This is a genomic window from Sinomicrobium oceani (genome assembly GCF_900119185.1).
Lineage (GTDB): Bacteria > Bacteroidota > Bacteroidia > Flavobacteriales > Flavobacteriaceae > Sinomicrobium > Sinomicrobium oceani.
The window spans coordinates 43,434-62,359 of the sequence record NZ_FPJE01000019.1 but is presented as its reverse complement, the minus strand read 5'-3'; the positions used below and the strand labels follow the sequence as shown (position 1 = coordinate 62,359).

At 45.4% G+C, this 18,926-nt stretch carries 15 protein-coding genes; 13 read left to right on the top strand and 2 right to left on the bottom strand.

All coding sequences use genetic code 11. The features are described 5' to 3' along the window. The first annotated feature begins 101 nt into the window (after window positions 1–101). The 7 genes from BT112_RS16010 to rlmN all read left to right on the top strand — a co-directional run bounded on the left by BT112_RS16010 (window position 102) and on the right by rlmN (window position 9,066). Window positions 102–2,015: a DUF3857 domain-containing protein gene (locus BT112_RS16010; protein ID WP_072318392.1), complete on the top strand. Its 1,914-nt coding sequence runs from the start codon at window positions 102–104 to the stop codon at window positions 2,013–2,015. A gap of 26 nt (window positions 2,016–2,041) precedes the next feature. Then, window positions 2,042–4,057 (top strand): transglutaminase family protein, encoded by a 2,016-nt coding sequence (locus BT112_RS16005; RefSeq protein WP_072318391.1) that lies wholly within the window; start codon window positions 2,042–2,044, stop codon window positions 4,055–4,057. A gap of 2 nt (window positions 4,058–4,059) precedes the next feature. Next, window positions 4,060–4,386 carry a nucleotide pyrophosphohydrolase gene (locus BT112_RS16000; protein ID WP_072318390.1) on the top strand — a complete coding sequence of 109 codons (327 nt, stop codon included), beginning with the start codon at window positions 4,060–4,062 and terminating at the stop codon, window positions 4,384–4,386. 144 nt (window positions 4,387–4,530) lie between these two features. Beyond that, a complete protein-coding gene (locus tag BT112_RS15995) occupies window positions 4,531–5,757 on the top strand; it encodes a 3-phosphoshikimate 1-carboxyvinyltransferase (RefSeq protein ID WP_072318389.1) in 1,227 nt (408 codons plus the stop codon). 51 nt (window positions 5,758–5,808) lie between these two features. Further along, window positions 5,809–6,654: a fructosamine kinase family protein gene (locus tag BT112_RS15990; protein WP_072318388.1), complete on the top strand. Its 846-nt coding sequence runs from the start codon at window positions 5,809–5,811 to the stop codon at window positions 6,652–6,654. Window positions 6,655–6,830: 176 nt separating this feature from the next. Then, the gene (gene queA / locus BT112_RS15985; protein ID WP_072318387.1) at window positions 6,831–7,880 is read left to right on the top strand and encodes a tRNA preQ1(34) S-adenosylmethionine ribosyltransferase-isomerase QueA; all 1,050 of its coding nucleotides are present in this window, start codon (window positions 6,831–6,833) and stop codon (window positions 7,878–7,880) included. Between the two features lie 145 nt (window positions 7,881–8,025). Further along, the gene (gene rlmN / locus BT112_RS15980; RefSeq protein WP_072318386.1) at window positions 8,026–9,066 is read left to right on the top strand and encodes a dual-specificity RNA methyltransferase RlmN; all 1,041 of its coding nucleotides are present in this window, start codon (window positions 8,026–8,028) and stop codon (window positions 9,064–9,066) included. A gap of 9 nt (window positions 9,067–9,075) precedes the next feature. Here the strand turns inward: rlmN and BT112_RS15975 are convergent, their stop codons facing one another. Continuing rightward, complete coding sequence (locus BT112_RS15975; protein WP_072318385.1) at window positions 9,076–9,993, bottom strand: arginase family protein; 918 nt, start codon at window positions 9,991–9,993, stop codon at window positions 9,076–9,078. A 217-nt stretch (window positions 9,994–10,210) separates the two neighbouring features. Here BT112_RS15975 and BT112_RS15970 point away from each other — a divergent pair, with 217 nt between their 5' ends. The 6 genes from BT112_RS15970 to aroQ all read left to right on the top strand — a co-directional run bounded on the left by BT112_RS15970 (window position 10,211) and on the right by aroQ (window position 15,741). After that, window positions 10,211–10,741 (top strand): porin family protein, encoded by a 531-nt coding sequence (locus tag BT112_RS15970; protein ID WP_072318384.1) that lies wholly within the window; start codon window positions 10,211–10,213, stop codon window positions 10,739–10,741. Between the two features lie 561 nt (window positions 10,742–11,302). Next, window positions 11,303–11,848, top strand: coding sequence for a porin family protein (locus BT112_RS15965; RefSeq protein ID WP_072318421.1), 546 nt, complete (start codon window positions 11,303–11,305; stop codon window positions 11,846–11,848). Window positions 11,849–12,196: 348 nt separating this feature from the next. Beyond that, the gene (proC, locus tag BT112_RS15960) at window positions 12,197–13,018 is read left to right on the top strand and encodes a pyrroline-5-carboxylate reductase (protein WP_072318383.1); all 822 of its coding nucleotides are present in this window, start codon (window positions 12,197–12,199) and stop codon (window positions 13,016–13,018) included. Further along, window positions 13,011–13,781: a glutamate 5-kinase gene (gene proB / locus BT112_RS15955; RefSeq protein WP_072318382.1), complete on the top strand. Its 771-nt coding sequence runs from the start codon at window positions 13,011–13,013 to the stop codon at window positions 13,779–13,781. Before proC ends, proB begins: the two co-directional genes overlap by 8 nt. Window positions 13,782–13,903: 122 nt before the next feature. Then, window positions 13,904–15,106, top strand: a complete 1,203-nt coding sequence (locus BT112_RS15950; protein WP_072318381.1) for a glutamate-5-semialdehyde dehydrogenase — start codon at window positions 13,904–13,906, stop codon at window positions 15,104–15,106. 218 nt (window positions 15,107–15,324) lie between these two features. Continuing rightward, window positions 15,325–15,741, top strand: coding sequence for a type II 3-dehydroquinate dehydratase (gene aroQ, locus BT112_RS15945; protein WP_072318420.1), 417 nt, complete (start codon window positions 15,325–15,327; stop codon window positions 15,739–15,741). A 70-nt stretch (window positions 15,742–15,811) separates the two neighbouring features. Here the strand turns inward: aroQ and BT112_RS15940 are convergent, their stop codons facing one another. Next, window positions 15,812–18,907: a beta-galactosidase, LacZ type gene (locus BT112_RS15940; RefSeq protein ID WP_072318380.1), complete on the bottom strand. Its 3,096-nt coding sequence runs from the start codon at window positions 18,905–18,907 to the stop codon at window positions 15,812–15,814. Window positions 18,908–18,926: the final 19 nt, after the last annotated feature.

Genomic DNA, 18,926 nt, shown 5'->3' with positions numbered 1-18,926 from the left:
ATTTGTCGGAAGGAATGGATTTTTACGGAAAAACGTAGTGATTACGTGGCTGATTTTCCTACTTTTAGCAAAAATTTAATGCCAACCGGATTCTAATCAAAATGTATTTCAAAAAAATTACGCTTCTCTGTCTTCTGTTGTATTGTCTTACCGTAAATGCCCAGGAAGCCGGGTATCAGTCTTTAAGCCTCGATAAAGAGCTTGTTAAAAATGCAAATGCCGTAGTCCGCCTGGAAGAATGCCGGGTAGAGGTCAAATCACCCAAAGATATGCGTATCAGGCGTAAACGGGTAGTGACCGTACTCAATAAAAAAGGAGGGCAGTATGTGCATGCGATGGAAGGGTATGACAACAGCCGTAAAATAAAAAGTATAGAAGCCCGTGTCTTTGATGTTTTCGGAAAAGAGATCGGGAAGTTCCGTAAAAAGGACTTTAAAGATGTCAGTGCCGTGCCACAGGGAACTCTCTACACGGATAACCGGGTGTTATATCTCGAATACATCCCTACAACATACCCCTACACCGTAGAGTTTATCAGTGAAGTACAGACACCGAATACGGGAGGGATACCGTCCTGCTACTTCTTGGACGGATACAATGTCAGCACCGAAGAGAGTCGTTATATACTGGAGTACGACAAGGATCTTTTTCATCCCCGCTTCAAAGAGAAACACCTGGAAGAATACGGTATTCAAAGAAAGGAAACGCTGACGGGTGTCGAATTCTACGGGAAATCCATAAAAGCACTAAAAGCAGAAAGCCTGAGTCCGGCATTTAAAGAGTTTGCTCCGAAATTGCTGGTAGCCATAGACAGGTTCCATCTCGATGGCCATGACGGTAAAGCCGAAAACTGGGAAGAACTGGGCCTGTGGATGTATAATGATCTGCTCGACGGACGGGCTAAGATTCCGGAAGGGACAGCTTTGAAAATAAAAAACCTGGTTCATGGAATAGAGGACCCTATGGAAAAGGCGCGGAAAGTGTATGAATTTGTTCAGCAAAATACCCGCTACATCAGTGTCCAGGTGGGGATCGGAGGTTTACAGCCTATTACTGCGGCAGAAGTCGATAAGGTGAAATACGGAGATTGTAAGGGGCTGTCCAATTATATGATGGGGCTGTTGGATATCGCAGGTGTTCCATCGTATTACACGCATGTCCAGTCCGGAAATGATAAGATAGACTTCGAACCCGATTTTGCTTCCCTGGCGCAGGGAGACCACGTCATTCTCGCCATTCCGGATGGGGATCATTATGTATGGGTAGATTGTACAAGCCAGGTAAATCCTTTCGGATTTATCGGGGATTTTACCGATGACAGAAGTGTACTCATTATGAAACCCGGGGGAGGAGAACTGGCAAAGACCACTTCGTATCTCAACGAACAGAATTACCAGCATACCACCGCAACCTGTGAAATTGATCCCGAAGGGGCGTTAAACGGATCGGTGCGTATCGTCACCGGAGGAATACAATACGATCAGAGAACATATCTCGAGAGGCGAACAGATGAGGATATCGTCAAGCGGTACAAAAATTACTGGAATACCATAAACAATCTCCGTATCGATAACTATGCATTTATCAATGATAAAGACAGTATCAGGTTTACCGAAACGGTGAAGGTGAAGGCACCGGGGTATGCATCGAGGAGCGGAGACAGGTTGCTTTTTGTAGTCAATGCCTTTAATGGCAATGATTTTGTCCCTGATCGTTACCGGGACAGGCAACTGCCTTTTGAGATCAGCCGTGGTTTTGCCGATAGCGACGAATTTACAATTAACCTCCCCGAAGGGTATATCGTAGAAGCCCTTCCCGAAAAATTTTCCTTGTCCAACGCATTCGGAGAATACCATACGGAGGTGGAACAAACCGATGACAGGATGCTTACTTACCGCAGAACACTAAAAATCCGCAGCGGATACTATCCCAGAGAAGACTATGATGATTACCGGAACTTCAGGAGAGAAGTCTCCAGGCACGACCGGTCGAAAGTCGTACTGCTCAAGAAATAACCTTCAAATCAATTAAGTATACAGATATGAAAAGAACTTTACTTTGTTTTATCCTGATCGGATTTTTTCAGATAGATCAGGGGCTTGCCCAAAACTATAAATTCGGAAAAGTTTCCGAAGAAGAACTGGAAGAAACCGTAAACCCACAGGATTCTTCGGCCCATGCCTCCATACTGTACAAGAAGGTGAGAGTGCATTACCGTTATAATCCCAATGATGGTTTCGAGTTGATCACGGATGTACAGGAACGGGTAAAAATCTATACCCGGGAAGGGTTTGATTATGCGACCAGGCAAATATCATATTACAGCCCGGGGTCGGGAGGAGAAGAAAAAGTAACAGGACTGAAAGCCTATACCTACAACCTGAAAAACGGGAAGATCGAAGAAGAGAAACTGAGTAAAAGCGAAATTTTCGACGAGGAAAAATCAAAATACTGGGGAGTAGTGAAGTTCACGATGCCCGATATCCGTCCGGGGTCTGTTATAGAGTACAGCTACAGCATCAACTCTCCTTTTCTCGGAAATATAGAAGAGATCGACCTGCAGTACGATATTCCTGTAAAGAAAATAGAAGTACAGGTGGAAAGCCCGGAGTATTTTGTGTTTAAGCCGTTGATGAAAGGATATTATCCTTTTCAGATCATCTCTGACTCCAAGCGGGAGTCTATTAACTTTACCAATAAAAGCAGGACGTCGGGAATCAGTGGAAAAACCAGCTATAGCAGTAGCCGTGTCGATTATACAACCAATATCTCCAAAATAGATCTCGAAAATGTCCCGGCCTTAAAGGAAGAGCCTTATGTGAATAATATCAACAACTACAGGTCTGCCATAAGATATGAATTGCAGTACGTACAATTTCCGCAGACACCCATAAAATATTATTCCTCGAGCTGGACCGATGTGGCCAAAACCATTTATGACAATTCCTCCTTTGGTAATGAGCTCAAGAAGACCGGCTATTTTGAAGATGAGATTAACGGGCTTTTACAGGGGGTCAACAGTCCGTCCGAGAAGATCGCGGTAATATTTCAGTATGTGAAAAACCGGATGAACTGGAACGGTTATTTCGGGTATTACTGTGACGAAGGGGTGCGCAGGGCATACAAGGATAAAGTAGGTAACGTCGCGGAGATCAACCTGATGCTTACGGCGATGCTGCGTTATGCAGGCCTGGATGCCAATCCTGTACTGGTTAGTACGAGATCTCACGGTATCCCGTTGTTTCCCACCCGCGAAGGGTTCAATTATGTTATCAGTGCCGTATCTATGGACGAAGGCTATGTCCTGCTGGATGGTACGGCCAAATTCAGCGTTCCGGGAATGCTGCCGCCGAGAGCACATAACTGGAACGGCAGGTTGATCAAAAAAGAGGGAGCTTCCGAGGAGATCAGTCTTACACCCAGGGCTATGTCCAAAGAGATGATCTCCGTTACATACAAGTTAACGGAAGACGGTGCGGCCGAAGGAAAGATCCGCAAACAATTTACCGATCATCATGCATTGTCTTTCCGACAGAAATATTTTACGGTCGATGAGGAACAGTATATCCAGGATCTCGAAAACAAATACAGCGGCATGGAGATTTCCGAATATACCCTCCAGAACAAGGAGGATATTTCCCAGCCCGTTATAGAAACGTTTAGTTTTTTCAAGGAAAATGCTTGCGATCTTATAGCCGATAAAGTGTATCTTTCGCCTATGTTGTTTTTTGCCATGGAGGAGAATCCTTTTAAACTGGAGAAAAGGGAGTATCCCATAGATTTCTCCTATCCCTGGGCAGACAAATACATTATTAATATCGGTATCCCCGAAGGGTATAAAGCCGAAATCCTTCCGGAACCCTCCAGGGTAACACTTCCGGAAGATCTGGGCTCCTTCCTGTTTAATATCAATGAGTCCGGGGCGATGATACAGGTTATGGTACAGACCGAGATGACCTCGGCCATATTGCCTGCGGTATATTATGATACGGTACGGGAATTTTTTAAACAACTCGTGGCAAAAGAAACTGAAAAAATCGTTTTAACTAAAATTTAGACATGGACATTAAAAATGCTCAGCAAGACGTCGACACCTGGATCAGGGAACACGGAGTACGTTATTTTAACGAACTGACCAATATGGCACAACTCACCGAGGAAGTAGGTGAAGTGGCCCGTATTATTGCCAGGAGATACGGGGAGCAGAGTGAGAAAGAAAGCGATAAGGACAAGGACCTGGGGGAAGAGCTTGCCGATGTCGTCTTTGTGGTTTTGTGCCTGGCCAATCAGACCGGTATAGACCTTCAGGCGGCTTTCGATAAAAAAATGGAGAAGAAAACCCGGAGAGACCACGATCGCCATCACAATAATGAAAAATTAAAATAAGCAGGGAGAACCGAGGAAAAGTGCCCGGGAATACTTAATTTTCGGGCATAAAACAAAAACTGCAGACGGGACTGTTTTTACGTTGTGAAAAACAGGGACTATGATGCGGACGTATGGTAATAAATACGACCAGAACAATACCTCATGAATATAAAAATTTCCAATTCAGAAAAAAAGATCAAAGGAAATATCAGGATCACCGGGTCAAAAAGCGAATCCAACCGTTTATTACTGTTACAGGCCCTGTATCCGCAGATCACTATCGCTAACCTTTCCAATTCCGACGATTCGGATGTCATGCAGAAGGCGCTCAGCTCAAAGGAAGCGGTGGCAGACATTCACCATGCAGGTACGGCTATGCGTTTTCTTACTGCGTTTTTTGCGACCCGTGAAGGGCGCGATGTCGTACTTACCGGATCGAAGAGAATGACCGAAAGGCCTATAAAAATACTCGTAGACGCGCTCAGACAACTTGGCGCCGGGATCACCTATACCGCTGCCGAAGGGTATCCGCCTTTACATATCAAAGGAAAGAAACTGGAAAAAAACAAGGTGTCCATGCAGGCCAATGTGAGCAGTCAGTATATTTCGGCACTGTTGCTTATAGCGCCTAAACTGGAAAACGGACTGGAGCTGACCCTCGAAGGAAAGATCACCTCCGTTCCCTATATAAAAATGACGTTGGCCTTGCTGGGTGAGATCGGGGTAGTATCTTCGTTCGAAGGAAATGTCATTCGGGTATCACCCAAACCGGAGATCGATCCTGTGACCCTGACCGTAGAGTCCGACTGGAGTTCGGCTTCCTATTTTTACAGTATAGCAGCACTTTGTGATGAAGGTACCGAAATAAAGCTTAGTGCCTATAAAGCATCGAGTTTGCAGGGCGATAGTGTTTTGGCGGAGTTATACCGGGCCTTCGGTGTACATACAGGTTTTGAGGATAATACGATTACCCTGACCAAAACTCATGCTGCTCCGGAGCGCACCATCAGTTTCGACCTGTCTAATGCTCCCGATATAGCTCAGACCATAGCTGTAACCTGCTTCGGCATGGGTGTAGGATGTCATTTAACAGGCCTGCATACCCTGAAAATAAAAGAGACCGACAGACTGGAAGCACTCTATACCGAGTTGCATAAACTCGGTGCTGACATTCGCGTGACGGATGCCGAATTGTTTTTGGAGCCTTCCGAAACCATACATGAGAATGTTGCCATACCCACCTATAACGATCACCGCATGGCCATGGCTTTCGCTCCTCTGGGACTGAAAGTACCGCTAATCATAGAAGAAGCGGAGGTGGTCAGCAAATCGTACCCGGACTTCTGGAAAGATATGGAGAAGCTGCATTTTCAGGTAACGCCGGTGTAATCCGGCTATCATACACAGGCTGTATCGATCTGCCTTAAAGAACGACGGATAATGGATGAGAACCTGGTACATACACTACAACACGTTCTTCGGACGGTTATAAAAAATACCATACCGCTTTCCGGCGGAGATATCAACGAGGTGTATCTTCTGGAAACCGGTGCGGGAAAGTTTGTCCTTAAAAAAAACAGCAGTTCGCGTTATCCCGGAATGTTTTCCGCCGAAGCCGAAGGCCTCAACCTTCTCGCCGCATCCGGAGCCATACATATTCCTTCGGTTATAACCCGGGGAGAGGTGGGGGACGATGCCTACCTCGTACTGGAATATATAGAAAGCGGATCACCTGCTTCCGATTTCTGGCAGGTTTTCGGAAGACAACTGGCTACCTTGCACGGTAATACCGCAGTTGCTTTTGGTCTCGAAGAGGCCAATTATATCGGGAGTCTTCCGCAGTATAACGAACGTCGTATGCAAGCGGTAGAATTTTATGTAACACAGCGGCTGCAACCCCAGTTCCGTATGGCGTATAACCAGGGATACCGGTTTGCCTGCGACAAATTGTATAAAAATCTGGACAATATAATTCCATCCGAAGCACCTGCCCTGGTGCACGGTGACCTGTGGAACGGAAATTATCTCGTAGGCGCCGACGGACACCCCTGTCTTATAGATCCTGCCGTTGCCTACAATCACAGGGAAACCGATATGGCTATGATGGCTCTTTTCGGAGGGTTTCCCGGGGAAGTGACCGATGCCTATAACGAAGTATTTCCCCTTTATGAGGGGTGGAAAGATCGTATGGATGTCTGGCAGTTGTACTATTTGCTGGTTCATCTCAATCTTTTCGGTTCCGGATATCACCTTGGCGTAAAACGGATCGTAGAAAAATATTCCTGATCTCCCCTGTCCGTTTGCGGAAGGGAAGTGCCTGTCATCCAAATAAATTTGATGATTTCCTTGACAACCCCTGTTCGGGGATTGTATATTTGCAGCTTCGTAAAAAAGAACAAACGAATCCCGGGCAAGGCGGGAGGAGAGCGTATCGGTAATACCGGTACAAAAAAATCAAGCACATGAAATTATCTCATTTTAATTTTGATCTTCCGAAAGAATTACTGGCAGAATACCCTTCGGAAAACAGGGATGAAGCCAGACTGATGGTCGTTCACCGTAAAGACGGTACCATAGAACACAAAATGTTTAAGGACCTTATCGACTATTTCGAAGAAGGAGACGTCATGGTACTGAACAACACCAAAGTATTTCCTGCCCGTTTGTATGGCAATAAGGAAAAGACCGGTGCCAGGATCGAGGTATTCCTGCTTCGCGAACTCAACGAAGAACAACGTTTGTGGGATGTTCTGGTAGACCCTGCGAGAAAGATCCGGATCGGGAACAAGCTCTACTTCGGAGATGACGAAAGCCTGGTGGCAGAAGTTATAGACAATACGACTTCCAGAGGGCGTACACTACGTTTTCTCTACGACGGGTCTTACGAAGATTTCAGAAGAAAACTCAAAGAACTCGGAGAAACCCCGCTTCCGAAATATATCAAAAGAGAAGTAGAACCGGAAGACGAAGAGCGTTACCAGACTATTTATGCCAAGTACGAAGGAGCCGTAGCGGCCCCGACAGCCGGTCTCCACTTTTCCAAGCACCTTCTGAAGCGCCTGGAGATCAAAGGAACCAAGTTTGCCGAAGTAACCCTGCACGTAGGTCTGGGAACCTTTAACCCGGTAGAGGTAGAAGACCTCTCCAAACATAAAATGGACAGTGAAGAATTGCTGATACCGGAGTCAGCTACCCGGGTGGTCAACGAAGCCAAGCGCAACAAGAAAAAGGTTTGTGCTATCGGGACTACCGTAATGCGTGCACTGGAGAGTTCGGTGTCTTCAGAAAGACTCCTGAACTCTTACGAAGGATGGACCAATAAGTTTATTTTCCCTCCTTATGATTTTAGTATTGCAGACAGTATGGTTACGAACTTCCATACACCGAAATCAACACTGCTGATGATGGTTTCCGCTTTTGCCGGTCATGATCTGATCAAGAAAGCTTATGAAGAAGCCGTGAAGGAGAAATACAAATTTTACTCTTACGGAGACGCGATGCTTATCCTGTAAGCATTTCCGATAATAATACATAGAATCCCGGAACCCGGAACACGTATGATGTCCGGGACCGGGATTTGTAATTTGGAGGCGGTACGGCACGAAAGTACGGCTGCCTTATTTATACTTGATATAGTTCATTACCTTTGTAAGTGATATGCAGGCAGCAAAAAGAGATATTAGGACCCTGAGTAAGGAAGAGTTGCGAGACTTCTTTGTAGAGCGTGGCGATAAGGCTTTTCGTGGCAACCAGGTTTACGAATGGCTATGGGGAAAAGGCGTACACTCCTTCGGGGGGATGACCAACTTGTCTATAGATACGAGAAAAACACTTGAGGAGCACTTCGTTATCAACCATATCGAAGTAGATAAAATGCAGCGCAGCAATGACGGTACCATTAAAAATGCCGTACGCCTGCATGACGGACTTATCGTAGAGTCCGTGCTCATACCTACTGATACCCGTACGACAGCATGCGTATCGAGCCAGGTAGGGTGTAGCCTGGATTGTAAATTCTGTGCAACCGCCCGCCTGAAGCGGATGCGCAATCTCAACCCGGACGAAATTTATGACCAGGTCGTGGCTATCGATAACGAGAGCCGCCTGTACTTCGGACGTCCGCTGAGTAATATCGTGTTTATGGGGATGGGAGAACCCCTGATGAACTATAACAATGTGATCAAGGCTATTGAGAAGATCACCTCTCCCGAAGGGCTGGGAATGTCTCCGAGGCGTATTACCGTATCCACTTCGGGGGTGCCCAAAATGATCAGGAAACTGGCCGATGATGAGGTGAAATTCAAACTCGCCGTATCCCTGCATTCGGCGATCGATGATGTACGGACATCGATCATGCCTTTTAACGAGCATTTCCCGCTGCATGAACTCCGGGAAGCACTCGAATACTGGTACCAGAAAACGAAAAGTAGGATCACCTACGAATACGTGGTCTGGAAGGGCATAAACGATCAGCGGAAAGATGCCGAAGCACTCGCGCGTTTTTGTCGTTTTGCCCCGTCCAAAGTAAATATTATAGAGTATAACCCCATCGGCGATGAACATTTTGCCCAGGCCAATCCCCATGCGCTCGAATTGTACCGTCAGGTGCTCGAAGACAAGGATATTACCGTTACTATCCGGCGTTCACGGGGTAAAGATATCGATGCCGCCTGCGGACAGTTGGCGAATAAGTCCTGATGGAGTTTATCAGATGTTGTCCGGATATTTCCGGGCATCCAGGATGCACTTGCCGAGATTGGCGATGAATTCCCTGGTGTATTCTGCCGATGGATCCAGGTCCGGATCGAGGATGGTAATTTCTAAACCGACAGCTTTTTCGTTGACCAATAGTTTTTCCAGGATGTGATTGAGTTCTGCATAGGTCAGTCCGTCATTGGCACGGCTGTCTACTGCTGGCATTATAATATCGTCCAGGACATCCGCATCGACATGTATAAAGAAACCGTCCAGTTCTTTTTCGTGGACCATACTCAGAAACTCATTGGTACATTGTTCCGTTCCTTTGTCCTGAAGATCGTCCAGATCGTAATAATGAATGTTCGATTCCAGTATGGGAGCCACATAATCTACCGAGTACTCCCGGTTTCCCACAGACCATACGTTCTCCTCTTTAAAGTAAGGTTTCAGCCTGTTGATGTTGGTGAGTTTGTCGTGTCCGTGTCCCGTAACCACGGCAAGGTCCATTCCGGCAAGTCCTCCGGTGCGCGACAGTTCGGGGAGCATAAAATCCGTATGGCCGTCCAGGTAAAACAGGGCGTAATTCCCCTTTTTCTTCAGGGCCATGGCACTACCCATGATAATACTGCAATCTCCGCCTATAATAACCGGAAAAGGAGATTCCTCAAACACTTTCCCGAGCAACTTTGCCTGCTCTTTGGCATATCCGATAATAGCTTCACTGTTCCTTACCCCGGTGTCTTCGTCCATTTTCATGGTGTATGAAGGGGGGGTAAGTGTATACACCTGTTGAGGATTAAGCAAATCGTAAAAACCGTTTTCCCTGAGCCAGTCCGGAAGGTTCCGGACCCCGGGTTCGACACCGGGTTCGGCTTCTTTCAGTCCGAGGTTCGAAGGAAATTCCACTATGTTAATATTGTTATTCATGGTGAGAAAATATATGTTGAATATCGATAAATATACAGAATATATAGGGAACATCCATAAGATTCGGGGACTTATCCGAGACAGTTCATTGTATGCCGATGTAAGTCAGTTTTTTATATTTTTTCGCAGGAGCGGGCACTAAAAGTAATAGACTTCCCGTTAATGTAGTGTGAATTATGAGTATATTTACGTTGTTTAACACAAAAAACCATTAGTAATGAAAAAGATCATTTTAGTAATTATGGCCGTTGTAGGTGTTTCTGTTTATAGTAACGCTCAATCTCTTCACTTCGGAGCCAAAGGTGGTGTCAACTTTGCCAGCCTCAGTGGAGATGATGCAGACGGAGCAGACGGACGTACAGGGTTCCATATTGGTTTGTTAGCAGAATTAGGACTGACAGATAAGTTTTCGATACAGCCCGAGGTGCTCTATTCCGCACAGGGGGCAAAAATATCGGATGCCGACCTGAACCTGGATTATGTAAATATTCCGGTATTGGCAAAGTATTATCTGACAGACGGGCTGAGCATACAGGCCGGTCCCCAGTTTGGCCTTAATGTGAAGGATGACTGGGAAGGTTTCGACACCAACGCCAAAAGTTTTGAAATGAGTGGTGCGGTAGGCCTGGAATACAAAATAGGAAGCTTTTTCGCCCAGGGACGATACAACTTCGGACTTAGCGATGTAACTGATCAAAATGTGAAAAACTCGGTATTTCAGTTGTCCGTAGGGTTCCTTTTCTTTTAAAAATAAAGACATAAAAAACATTTGCGGAAGCCATTTTTGGCTTCCGTTTTTTTTGTGCTTTACTCAAAAAAGTCCTGTTCTCCGATTAGCTTTTAGTCTGCCTCCAGATAAGTCAGGTACAGGCTTATTTATAATCTTCTTTTTCCTAAAACGGGCTTACCGGGTTTATCCGCTTGGTACTTTATTGTGGTTCTCTCTTCTGCCAATAGGTTTGCGCTTTGCATGGCAGAGGATAATAATCTGGATAGGGAATGGAGTAGTGCTATAAAATTTTTAAAAGATTTGTTTTCTTTTATCGCAGGGTAGTATGTCTTGCTGTAGTTTTTTAGTTAGTATATGTAAGAAATTACGATTGTTGTAATGTCGTCTTATACGGGAGTTCTGATTTTGAGATATTGCAGTGCAGTCGTTTATGCTTTATGAGTTGTTAGTACTTTATTTTTTGAACTATGAATGAATCGCGGATAGAGAGATAAAATGATATGAAGAAGTTGATAATTTTACCTTACGATGATTGAAAATATCCCTTATATTCGCCGGATAAATCATAAATCTATTAAGATGAAAAAATTAGTACTTCTTGCCGTAATGGCTTTTGGTTTTGTATGCAGTTCCTCTGCCCAGGATGTAACTTTCGGGATTAAAGGTGGTCTGAATTTTTCCACGGTTAAATTTGATAGTGATATGGGAGGGGCTTCTCCCGATGGTAAAACCGGTTTTTATATCGGAGGATTGGCAGACTTCGGTATTTCCGAAAAATTCCATATTCAGCCGGAAGCTATATTTTCTTTTGAAGGGGCTGATGATTATGATATGACTTATTTGAATATTCCCGTATTGGCCAAGTTTTACGTGGTAGAAGGATTTAATATCCAGGCAGGGCCACAGTTCGGATTTTTGCTGGACTCCGATGAGGATAGCGAATTTCTGAAGACGATGAACTTCGGTCTTAGTTTCGGTGCAGGATATGAATTGCCTGCCGGAGTATTTTTCGATGCCAGGTATAATCTCGGTCTGTCTGACGTTCTTGACGTAGACGTAGCAGATGCTGTCGGAGCCGAATTGAAGACCCGTGGTTTTATGGTAGGTCTCGGATACAGGTTCTAAAAAAAAATTAAAAGACCTAAAACGGGGAGCCCATCGCTCCCCGTTTTTTTTTAATGAACGAGACAAAATATTTGTTTACAATCTGTATGTTAATGATATGTTAATATGACAGGTAGTATTCTGCCGTTTTTACAGGTTTATGCAGATATGGCGGGGTTCGAAGAAACCCTATAAATTCTCCCGTATTTGTTAAAAAAACGATTCAGGCACAAATAATACATTGTTTTTTAGTTGTTTATGTGTTTTTGTTTTTAGTGTTTTTAGTGTTTTTCGGTCTTTCTGCCAAAATTCAGCACGTTACTTGCATTACTACAATCAAATTTTAATAGTAACTATAAAACATTAAACATGAAAGTTCTAGTAATTGGCGCCGGGAACATGGGGCTAACGTATGCTCAGGGAATGGCCCAATCAGACTTATTAAAGAAAAAAGATCTCATGATTCTGGACAGTGTGCGGGAGAAGACCGATGCACTGCGCAAAAACGACGAATTTGACGTTTACGAAAAGATAGAAGATTGTCTTCCGTATGCGGATATCGTGTTCATTGCCGTAAAGCCTTATAACAGTGATGCACTATTCGAAGCGATCCGTGCGCATAAAAAGCCGGGACAAATCTTTATCTCTATAATGGCAGGTGTAACCATCAAGACCATGCAGGAAGCTATGGATATTAAAAAGGTGGTCAGAGCGATGCCTAATCTTGCGGCAAAGGTAGGACACGGATTTACATCCTTTACCGCATCCAAGCAGGTTTCCAGGCTGGAATTGCTCACCGTAGAAAGCCTTATCGACACTACGGGAAGATCCATACTCCTGGCTACCGAAATGGAAATAGACAAATCTACCGGGATATCCGGATCGGGTCCCGCGTACATATTTTATTTCATGCAGTCCATGATGGAAGCTGCGATGAAAATGGGATTTTCCCAGAAAGATGCCCGCCTTATGGTGGCCCAGACCTTCCAGGGAGCCGTGGAATTGTTTAACAGTTCCGATCTCGATCCTACTGCGTGGATGGACAGGGTGGCTTCTAAAGGAGGAACTACCCGTGCAGCCCTGGATTCTATGGAAGAAAACAATGTAAAGGAGCTTATCAAGGATGCAGCCCATGCCGCCTTTGAGAGAGCAGTGCAGCTGGGTAAAGAAAATAATAAGGAATATGTATAAGAAGAGAATAGTAGTAAAGGTCGGTACCAATGTTATGATTAATAAAGATAATCGCATTGTACAGCCTATTCTGAAAAAACTGGTAGACCAGATCGCCGAATTGTACGAACAGGATATTATGACCGTATTGGTGAGTTCCGGTTCAGCAAATGCAGGTCGGGAGATACTGGGAGATAGTGAAATCAAGAACAAATCTATTCGACGACAGGTGTATTCCGCTATCGGACAGCCGAGGATGATGCGCTATTATTACAGCCTTTTCCACGACTACGGTATGCGATGTGCCCAGGTGCTGGCCACAAAACGGGACTTCAATCCCGGGGAGCACCGTAAGAATATGATCAACTGTTACGAAGGCCTGATGTCCGAAGGGGTTATACCCATAGCCAATGAGGATGACGCCGTTTCCGTAACACACTCCATGTTCTCCGATAACGATGAACTGGCGAGTCTTATCGCAGAGCTTATCCATGCGGATATGCTGATCATCCTTACCGATATCGACGGTTTTTATACCGGACATCCCGATAAGGACGATTCCGAACTGATCCCGGAGGTCAGGGTAGATCAAAAGGTAGAGCAGTTTATCGAAGAGAAAGACAAGGGAGAAACTTCCGGTCGCGGAGGAATGGGATCAAAACTGAAGATCGCCAAACATACCGCGTCCAAAAGTATCCCCACCTATATTGCCAACGGTAAGAAAGACCGTATCATTCTCGATATTGTAGAAGGTAAGGATGTTGGTACCCGTATCGTGGAATAGCACCCGTAACGGGTCGTTTATAATGAAGAAGAATAATGAGGAAATAAGGTAAAACCGTCGTTCCGGGAACTCCCGGAGTAACCGGGGCAACAGTTTTACTTTATGGATAAAAAAACATAACAATGAAACTATTAGCAAAAGATATAAAAAACAACGTGCTGAAGTCCATGGAGAGTATCCTGGATGAGGAACGGGAAGCTCTTATAGCGGCAAATAAAAAAGACCTGGATGCTTTCGATAGCTCAGACCGCGCCATGTATGACAGGCTGGTGGTCAACCAGGCTAAAGTAGACGGTATGATCCAGGCCGTTAAGGAAGTCCGAGAGCAGGATGATCCGGTGGGTAAACTGAAATCGTCCAGGGAGCTCGACAATGGGTTGAAGATACTCAACCGTACGGCACCCTTCGGAACCATAATGATTATTTATGAGTCCCGTCCGGATGTTACCATCGAAGCTGCCGTGCTGGCCTTCAAAGCCAATAATAAAATACTGCTGAAGGGAGGTAAAGAAGCCTGGAACAGTAATAAAAAACTGGAAGAATTCTGGCATAAGGCCCTTAAAGAAAACGGACTGGAGCCGGAAGCGTGGATTCAATTGTTACAGATGAACCGCCAGGAAACCCGGGAATTTCTTAAAAACCCCCCGGAAAAACTCGATCTTATCGTGCCCAGGGGAGGCGAACGTCTTATCCAGTTTGTGAAGGATTACGCCAAATGTGCAGTCCTCGTCAGCGGGCGTGGAAATAATTTTCTTTACGTGCACAAAAATGCCGACTGGGATAAGGCCATGCAAGTCATTATCAATGCCAAAACCCATAAGATTTCCGCGTGTAATGCACTCGACAAGGTGTTGTTCGACAGAAATATCCCCGGATATGAAGCCAAGGTAAAAGAACTTGCTGCGGAGCTGAAGAAAAATTCCGTCGAACTCCTTGCCGACGAAGAGATAAGGAACATACTTCCGGATGCCGCTCCTATAGAAGCAGAATCCGTCTGGCATGAAGAGTTTCTTGCACTTAAAGCACTGATCGGTGCCGTAGATAACGTGGAAGAAGCTATTTCTCGTATCAACACCTATTCCGGCGGGCATTCCGCCTGTATCATTACGGAAGATAACGATACGGCCCGCGCCTTTATGGAGCAGGTGGACAGTGCTGCTGTTTACCAGAATGCGTCCACCCGTTTTACCGATGGCGGGCAAATGGGTGTCGGCGCCGAACTGGCCATTAGTACAGATAAGCTGCACCACAGGGGCCCCCTGGGGTTGGAACAGTTAGTTACCAATAAATACTACGTGTTTGGCGATGGCCAGGTGCGTGTATAGGTAATGTTTTATAGTGAAGTCAACCCCGAAAGGTATGTCGCCTTTCGGGGTTGTTTTTTTGACAGGTATTCGTTTTTTTATCCCCCGAAAATAAATACTTTTACCTTCTTCCGGTCCAAAAGCGTAAATCATCGCTTATTGGTAAATGATAAAATATGAAGAAGCCGGAAATCGGGATGACTATTAAACCTAAAACTAACAAATTTATAAACCAGACCATGAAGCTTATTATTATCAACGGACCCAATCTCAATCTTCTCGGTAAAAGAGAGCCCGAAATCTATGGTTCCGAAACGTTTACGGACTACCTGGAGCAATTAAAGGAAAAATTCCCGGATATTATCCTGGAATATTATCAGTCGAATATAGAAGGGGAGTTGATTGATAAACTTCATGAAACAGGTTTTGATTATGACGGGATCGTTCTTAATGCCGGGGCTTATACCCATACTTCCATAGGGATCGGCGATGCGATAAAGGGAATCACCACCCCGGTGGTCGAAGTGCATATATCCAATACGTTCGGGCGGGAGTCGTTCCGGCATCAATCGTATATCTCAGCCCATGCCAAAGGTGTTATCCTCGGTTTCGGACTGCAAAGTTATGTACTGGCTATCCGGAGTTTTATGGAATAGTCGGATAAAGCATATAAAAAAGGCCCCTATTTCATCCGGAAAAGGGGCCTTTTTGTTTGGTTGCCGGGGTTTACCGGGTCTCCGGCGAAACCGGGGTTATCCAGTAACTATAGATGTACGAAGCATAAGGCAGGCGGTATTCCGCTAAGGGAAGACTATACCAGCTGTCTATCCCTGCCACACCCGATTGCATTCCGTCTATATTGACAAATGTTTTCTTTTGGGGTACCAGTTCACCCGAATGCATTTGTGCCTTTTCGGAGCCACCGTCCAGGTCTTCCATGCGGTAATGCAACGCGGAAAAATGTATGGGCTTGTCTCCGGTAATACGCAGGGAAAAATCATCGTTATTGCGCAATACGGCATAGCGGACATCCGTTTTGTTTCCGCTGTCCTGTGGCCGGACATAAGGGTGGTATTGTGCTGATACGGTGCCGGAATACAATCCTATTTCGGTTGCGGTTTTTCTGTCGCTGTACGATTCGAAAGGCCCGCGTCCGTACCAGGACAGGTTTTCAAAACCCTCCGGAAGTACCATGATATTCCCGAATTTGAACAGGTCGGTATGTTCTCCTTTTTCCGCAACGAACGTATTGGATATATGTATTTTCCCATCGGGATATACCGTGTAGGTTTGTTTAAATTTTGCATCCCCTTCGAGTACGGATCTCTCAAACGTAATCGCTACCGCATTTTCCTTTTTTAGACGGGTGACCGTATGTGTCACCTTCCCGGATTTTCCGGCATCTTTCCACGCGATATATTTTTTCTGGGTCCCGGCGCCATAGTCGTTGTCTACGGGAGCCCTCCAGAAATTTACCTGTCCGGCTTCTTCGATCAGTGTATGGCCATCCAGGTTGTATCCCGATATGACCCCGCGTTCCGCATCAAAATCTATGGAAAACGAAGTGCCTGTAACCTGCAATACTCCTTTTTTATCCACCGTACGAACAACTCCCGTGGCACTTTTATCCACGGAGAAATCGCCGGTTTGTAATATAAACTGGTCATGGGCAATTTCATAACCTGCAGGTATAAAAGGTTCTTCCTCCCGGAGTGTAACAGAAAAATTGAGCAGGTATTCTTTTCCGGAGGTAAAAGTGTGTTTTGGTGCTATGCGGATTTCTTTTTCTTCCTGTGCAGCCAGATTGAAATTATCGAGGGTGCCGTTTTCTACCGGATTTCCGTTTTCCAGGAGTTCCCAGGCTATCCGGTAATTGGAAATGTCTCTGAAGAAATACCAGTTTTTTATGGCAAAGCTTCGGTTTAGCGTATCTTTCAGTGAAAATTTTACATTCTGATGTACCCGTTTCACTTCATACAGGTGCGGATTGGGAGTACGGTCGGGCATCACCAGTCCGTTGATCAGGAAATTACCGTCGCTGGGTGTGCCTTCCGGACCAAAATCGCCCCCGTAGGCATAGATTTTCCTGCCGTTTTTTTCGGTAAGAATCCCCTGATCTATAAAATCCCAGATAAAACCTCCCTGTAAAATATCGTATTTTTCGATCACTTCCCAGTACTCTTTGAAATTTCCCATACTGTTCCCCATGGCATGAGCGTATTCGCTCATGATCATCGGGCGATCGAATCCTTTTTTTGCAAAATTTTCCATGGATGCCGGCGAAGGATACTGCGGAACAATAATATCCGTATTCCATTCGTGCTGGGCACGCTCATACTGTACGGGGCGGGTAGTATCCCGTTCTTTGATCCAGTTGTAGGCGTTGTAAAAATTCCATCCGTTTCCGGCTTCGTTCCCCAAAGACCAGGTGATGATGGAGGGATGATTCTTGTCGCGTTCCACCATACGGCGTATACGTTCGAGATGTGCCTTGAGCCATTTGGGGTTGTTTCCCAGCGTGTGGTCCAGGTCATAATACATCCCGTGCGATTCTATATTGGCCTCGTCCACGACGTAAATACCGTACCGATCGCAGAGGTCGTAGAAGTAAGGATCGTTGGGATAGTGAGCCATCCGGACGGCATTGATATTGTATTGTTTGAGGATTTCAATATCCTTCTCCATGGTCGCTCTGGAGATCACATGGCCGGTTACCGGGTCGTGCTCATGGCGATTGACCCCTTTGATAAAGATCGGTTTGCCGTTGAGGAAATACTGGTTGCCCTTAACTTCTGTAGTGCGAAACCCTATATGGCAAGATACGACTTCCTGTTCCTGTCCTTTTTCCGACAGAACGACTTCGAGACGATAGCGGTTAGGAAATTCGGCAGACCACGATTTTACATCCGGAAAGGTTTCGGAAAAAACGGTGATGCTGTCCCCGGCTTTCCGGGTAGCTTCATAAACGGTCTGATTTCCATCGGTAAGACGTACGGAAAGATCGAACCTGTTTTTTTTCTCCGGCAGGTTGGCCACTTTGATCCCGAGGTTAAAGATGCCGTCCCGGTAATTATTTTGGAGTGAAGCGGTGATATCAATATCGGCAATATGTGTTATGGGTGTACTGTAGAGATAGACATCCCGTTCGATACCCGAAATTCTCCAGAAATCCTGACATTCCAGAAAACTCCCGTCGCTCCACCGGTACACTTCGAGAGCTACCTGGTTTGTTCCGGATTTTACGTAAGGTGTAATGTCAAATTCCGCAGGGAGTTTCGATCCCTGGCTGTAACCCACTTTCTGTCCGTTGACCCAGATATAGAAGGCCGATTTTACAGCGCCGAAGTGAATATATACTTTTTGCCCTTTCCAGATTTCCGGAAGTGTAAAACTTCGTTTGTACGACCCTACCGGATTATAACCGTCCGGGATATCGGGTGGCTCAGGATTTTTGGTTTTGAATTCGTACGGGTGGTTCACATAAATAGGAATACCGTATCCCTGCAATTCCCAGTTGCCCGGCACCGCGATATCATCCCAGCCCGAAGTGTCAAAATCTTCTTTGAAAAAACCGGTCGGCCGATCTGCTACATCACGTACCCAGTTGAATTTCCAGGTCCCGTTGAGCGACAGAAATCTTTCGGAATTTTCTTCTTTGCCATCTGCGGCAAGCGCCGTATTTTCGTAAGCAAAGAAAGAAGCCCGTGGAGGGAGCTTGTCGATCTCCGTAATATCCGGGTTTTCCCAAACGGAGTCTAAAGTTTGTGATATGGCGGTGACTGAAATAAAAAGAGAAACAAAGGTAATGATGAATCTTTTCATGGAGGTTAGAATTGTGTTC

Excerpts from the sequence above, each read along its gene's own strand:
- BT112_RS16010 (WP_072318392.1), top strand. The coding sequence starts at position 102 with ATGTATTTCAAAAAAATTACGCTTCTCTGTCTTCTGTTGTATTGTCTT.
- BT112_RS16005 (WP_072318391.1), top strand. The coding sequence starts at position 2,042 with ATGAAAAGAACTTTACTTTGTTTTATCCTGATCGGATTTTTTCAGATA.
- BT112_RS16000 (WP_072318390.1), top strand. The coding sequence starts at position 4,060 with ATGGACATTAAAAATGCTCAGCAAGACGTCGACACCTGGATCAGGGAA.
- BT112_RS15995 (WP_072318389.1), top strand. The coding sequence starts at position 4,531 with ATGAATATAAAAATTTCCAATTCAGAAAAAAAGATCAAAGGAAATATC.
- BT112_RS15990 (WP_072318388.1), top strand. The coding sequence starts at position 5,809 with ATGGATGAGAACCTGGTACATACACTACAACACGTTCTTCGGACGGTT.
- queA (WP_072318387.1), top strand. The coding sequence starts at position 6,831 with ATGAAATTATCTCATTTTAATTTTGATCTTCCGAAAGAATTACTGGCA.
- rlmN (WP_072318386.1), top strand. The coding sequence starts at position 8,026 with ATGCAGGCAGCAAAAAGAGATATTAGGACCCTGAGTAAGGAAGAGTTG.
- BT112_RS15975 (WP_072318385.1), bottom strand. The coding sequence starts at position 9,993 with ATGAATAACAATATTAACATAGTGGAATTTCCTTCGAACCTCGGACTG.
- BT112_RS15970 (WP_072318384.1), top strand. The coding sequence starts at position 10,211 with ATGAAAAAGATCATTTTAGTAATTATGGCCGTTGTAGGTGTTTCTGTT.
- BT112_RS15965 (WP_072318421.1), top strand. The coding sequence starts at position 11,303 with ATGAAAAAATTAGTACTTCTTGCCGTAATGGCTTTTGGTTTTGTATGC.
- proC (WP_072318383.1), top strand. The coding sequence starts at position 12,197 with ATGAAAGTTCTAGTAATTGGCGCCGGGAACATGGGGCTAACGTATGCT.
- proB (WP_072318382.1), top strand. The coding sequence starts at position 13,011 with ATGTATAAGAAGAGAATAGTAGTAAAGGTCGGTACCAATGTTATGATT.
- BT112_RS15950 (WP_072318381.1), top strand. The coding sequence starts at position 13,904 with ATGAAACTATTAGCAAAAGATATAAAAAACAACGTGCTGAAGTCCATG.
- aroQ (WP_072318420.1), top strand. The coding sequence starts at position 15,325 with ATGAAGCTTATTATTATCAACGGACCCAATCTCAATCTTCTCGGTAAA.
- BT112_RS15940 (WP_072318380.1), bottom strand. The coding sequence starts at position 18,907 with ATGAAAAGATTCATCATTACCTTTGTTTCTCTTTTTATTTCAGTCACC.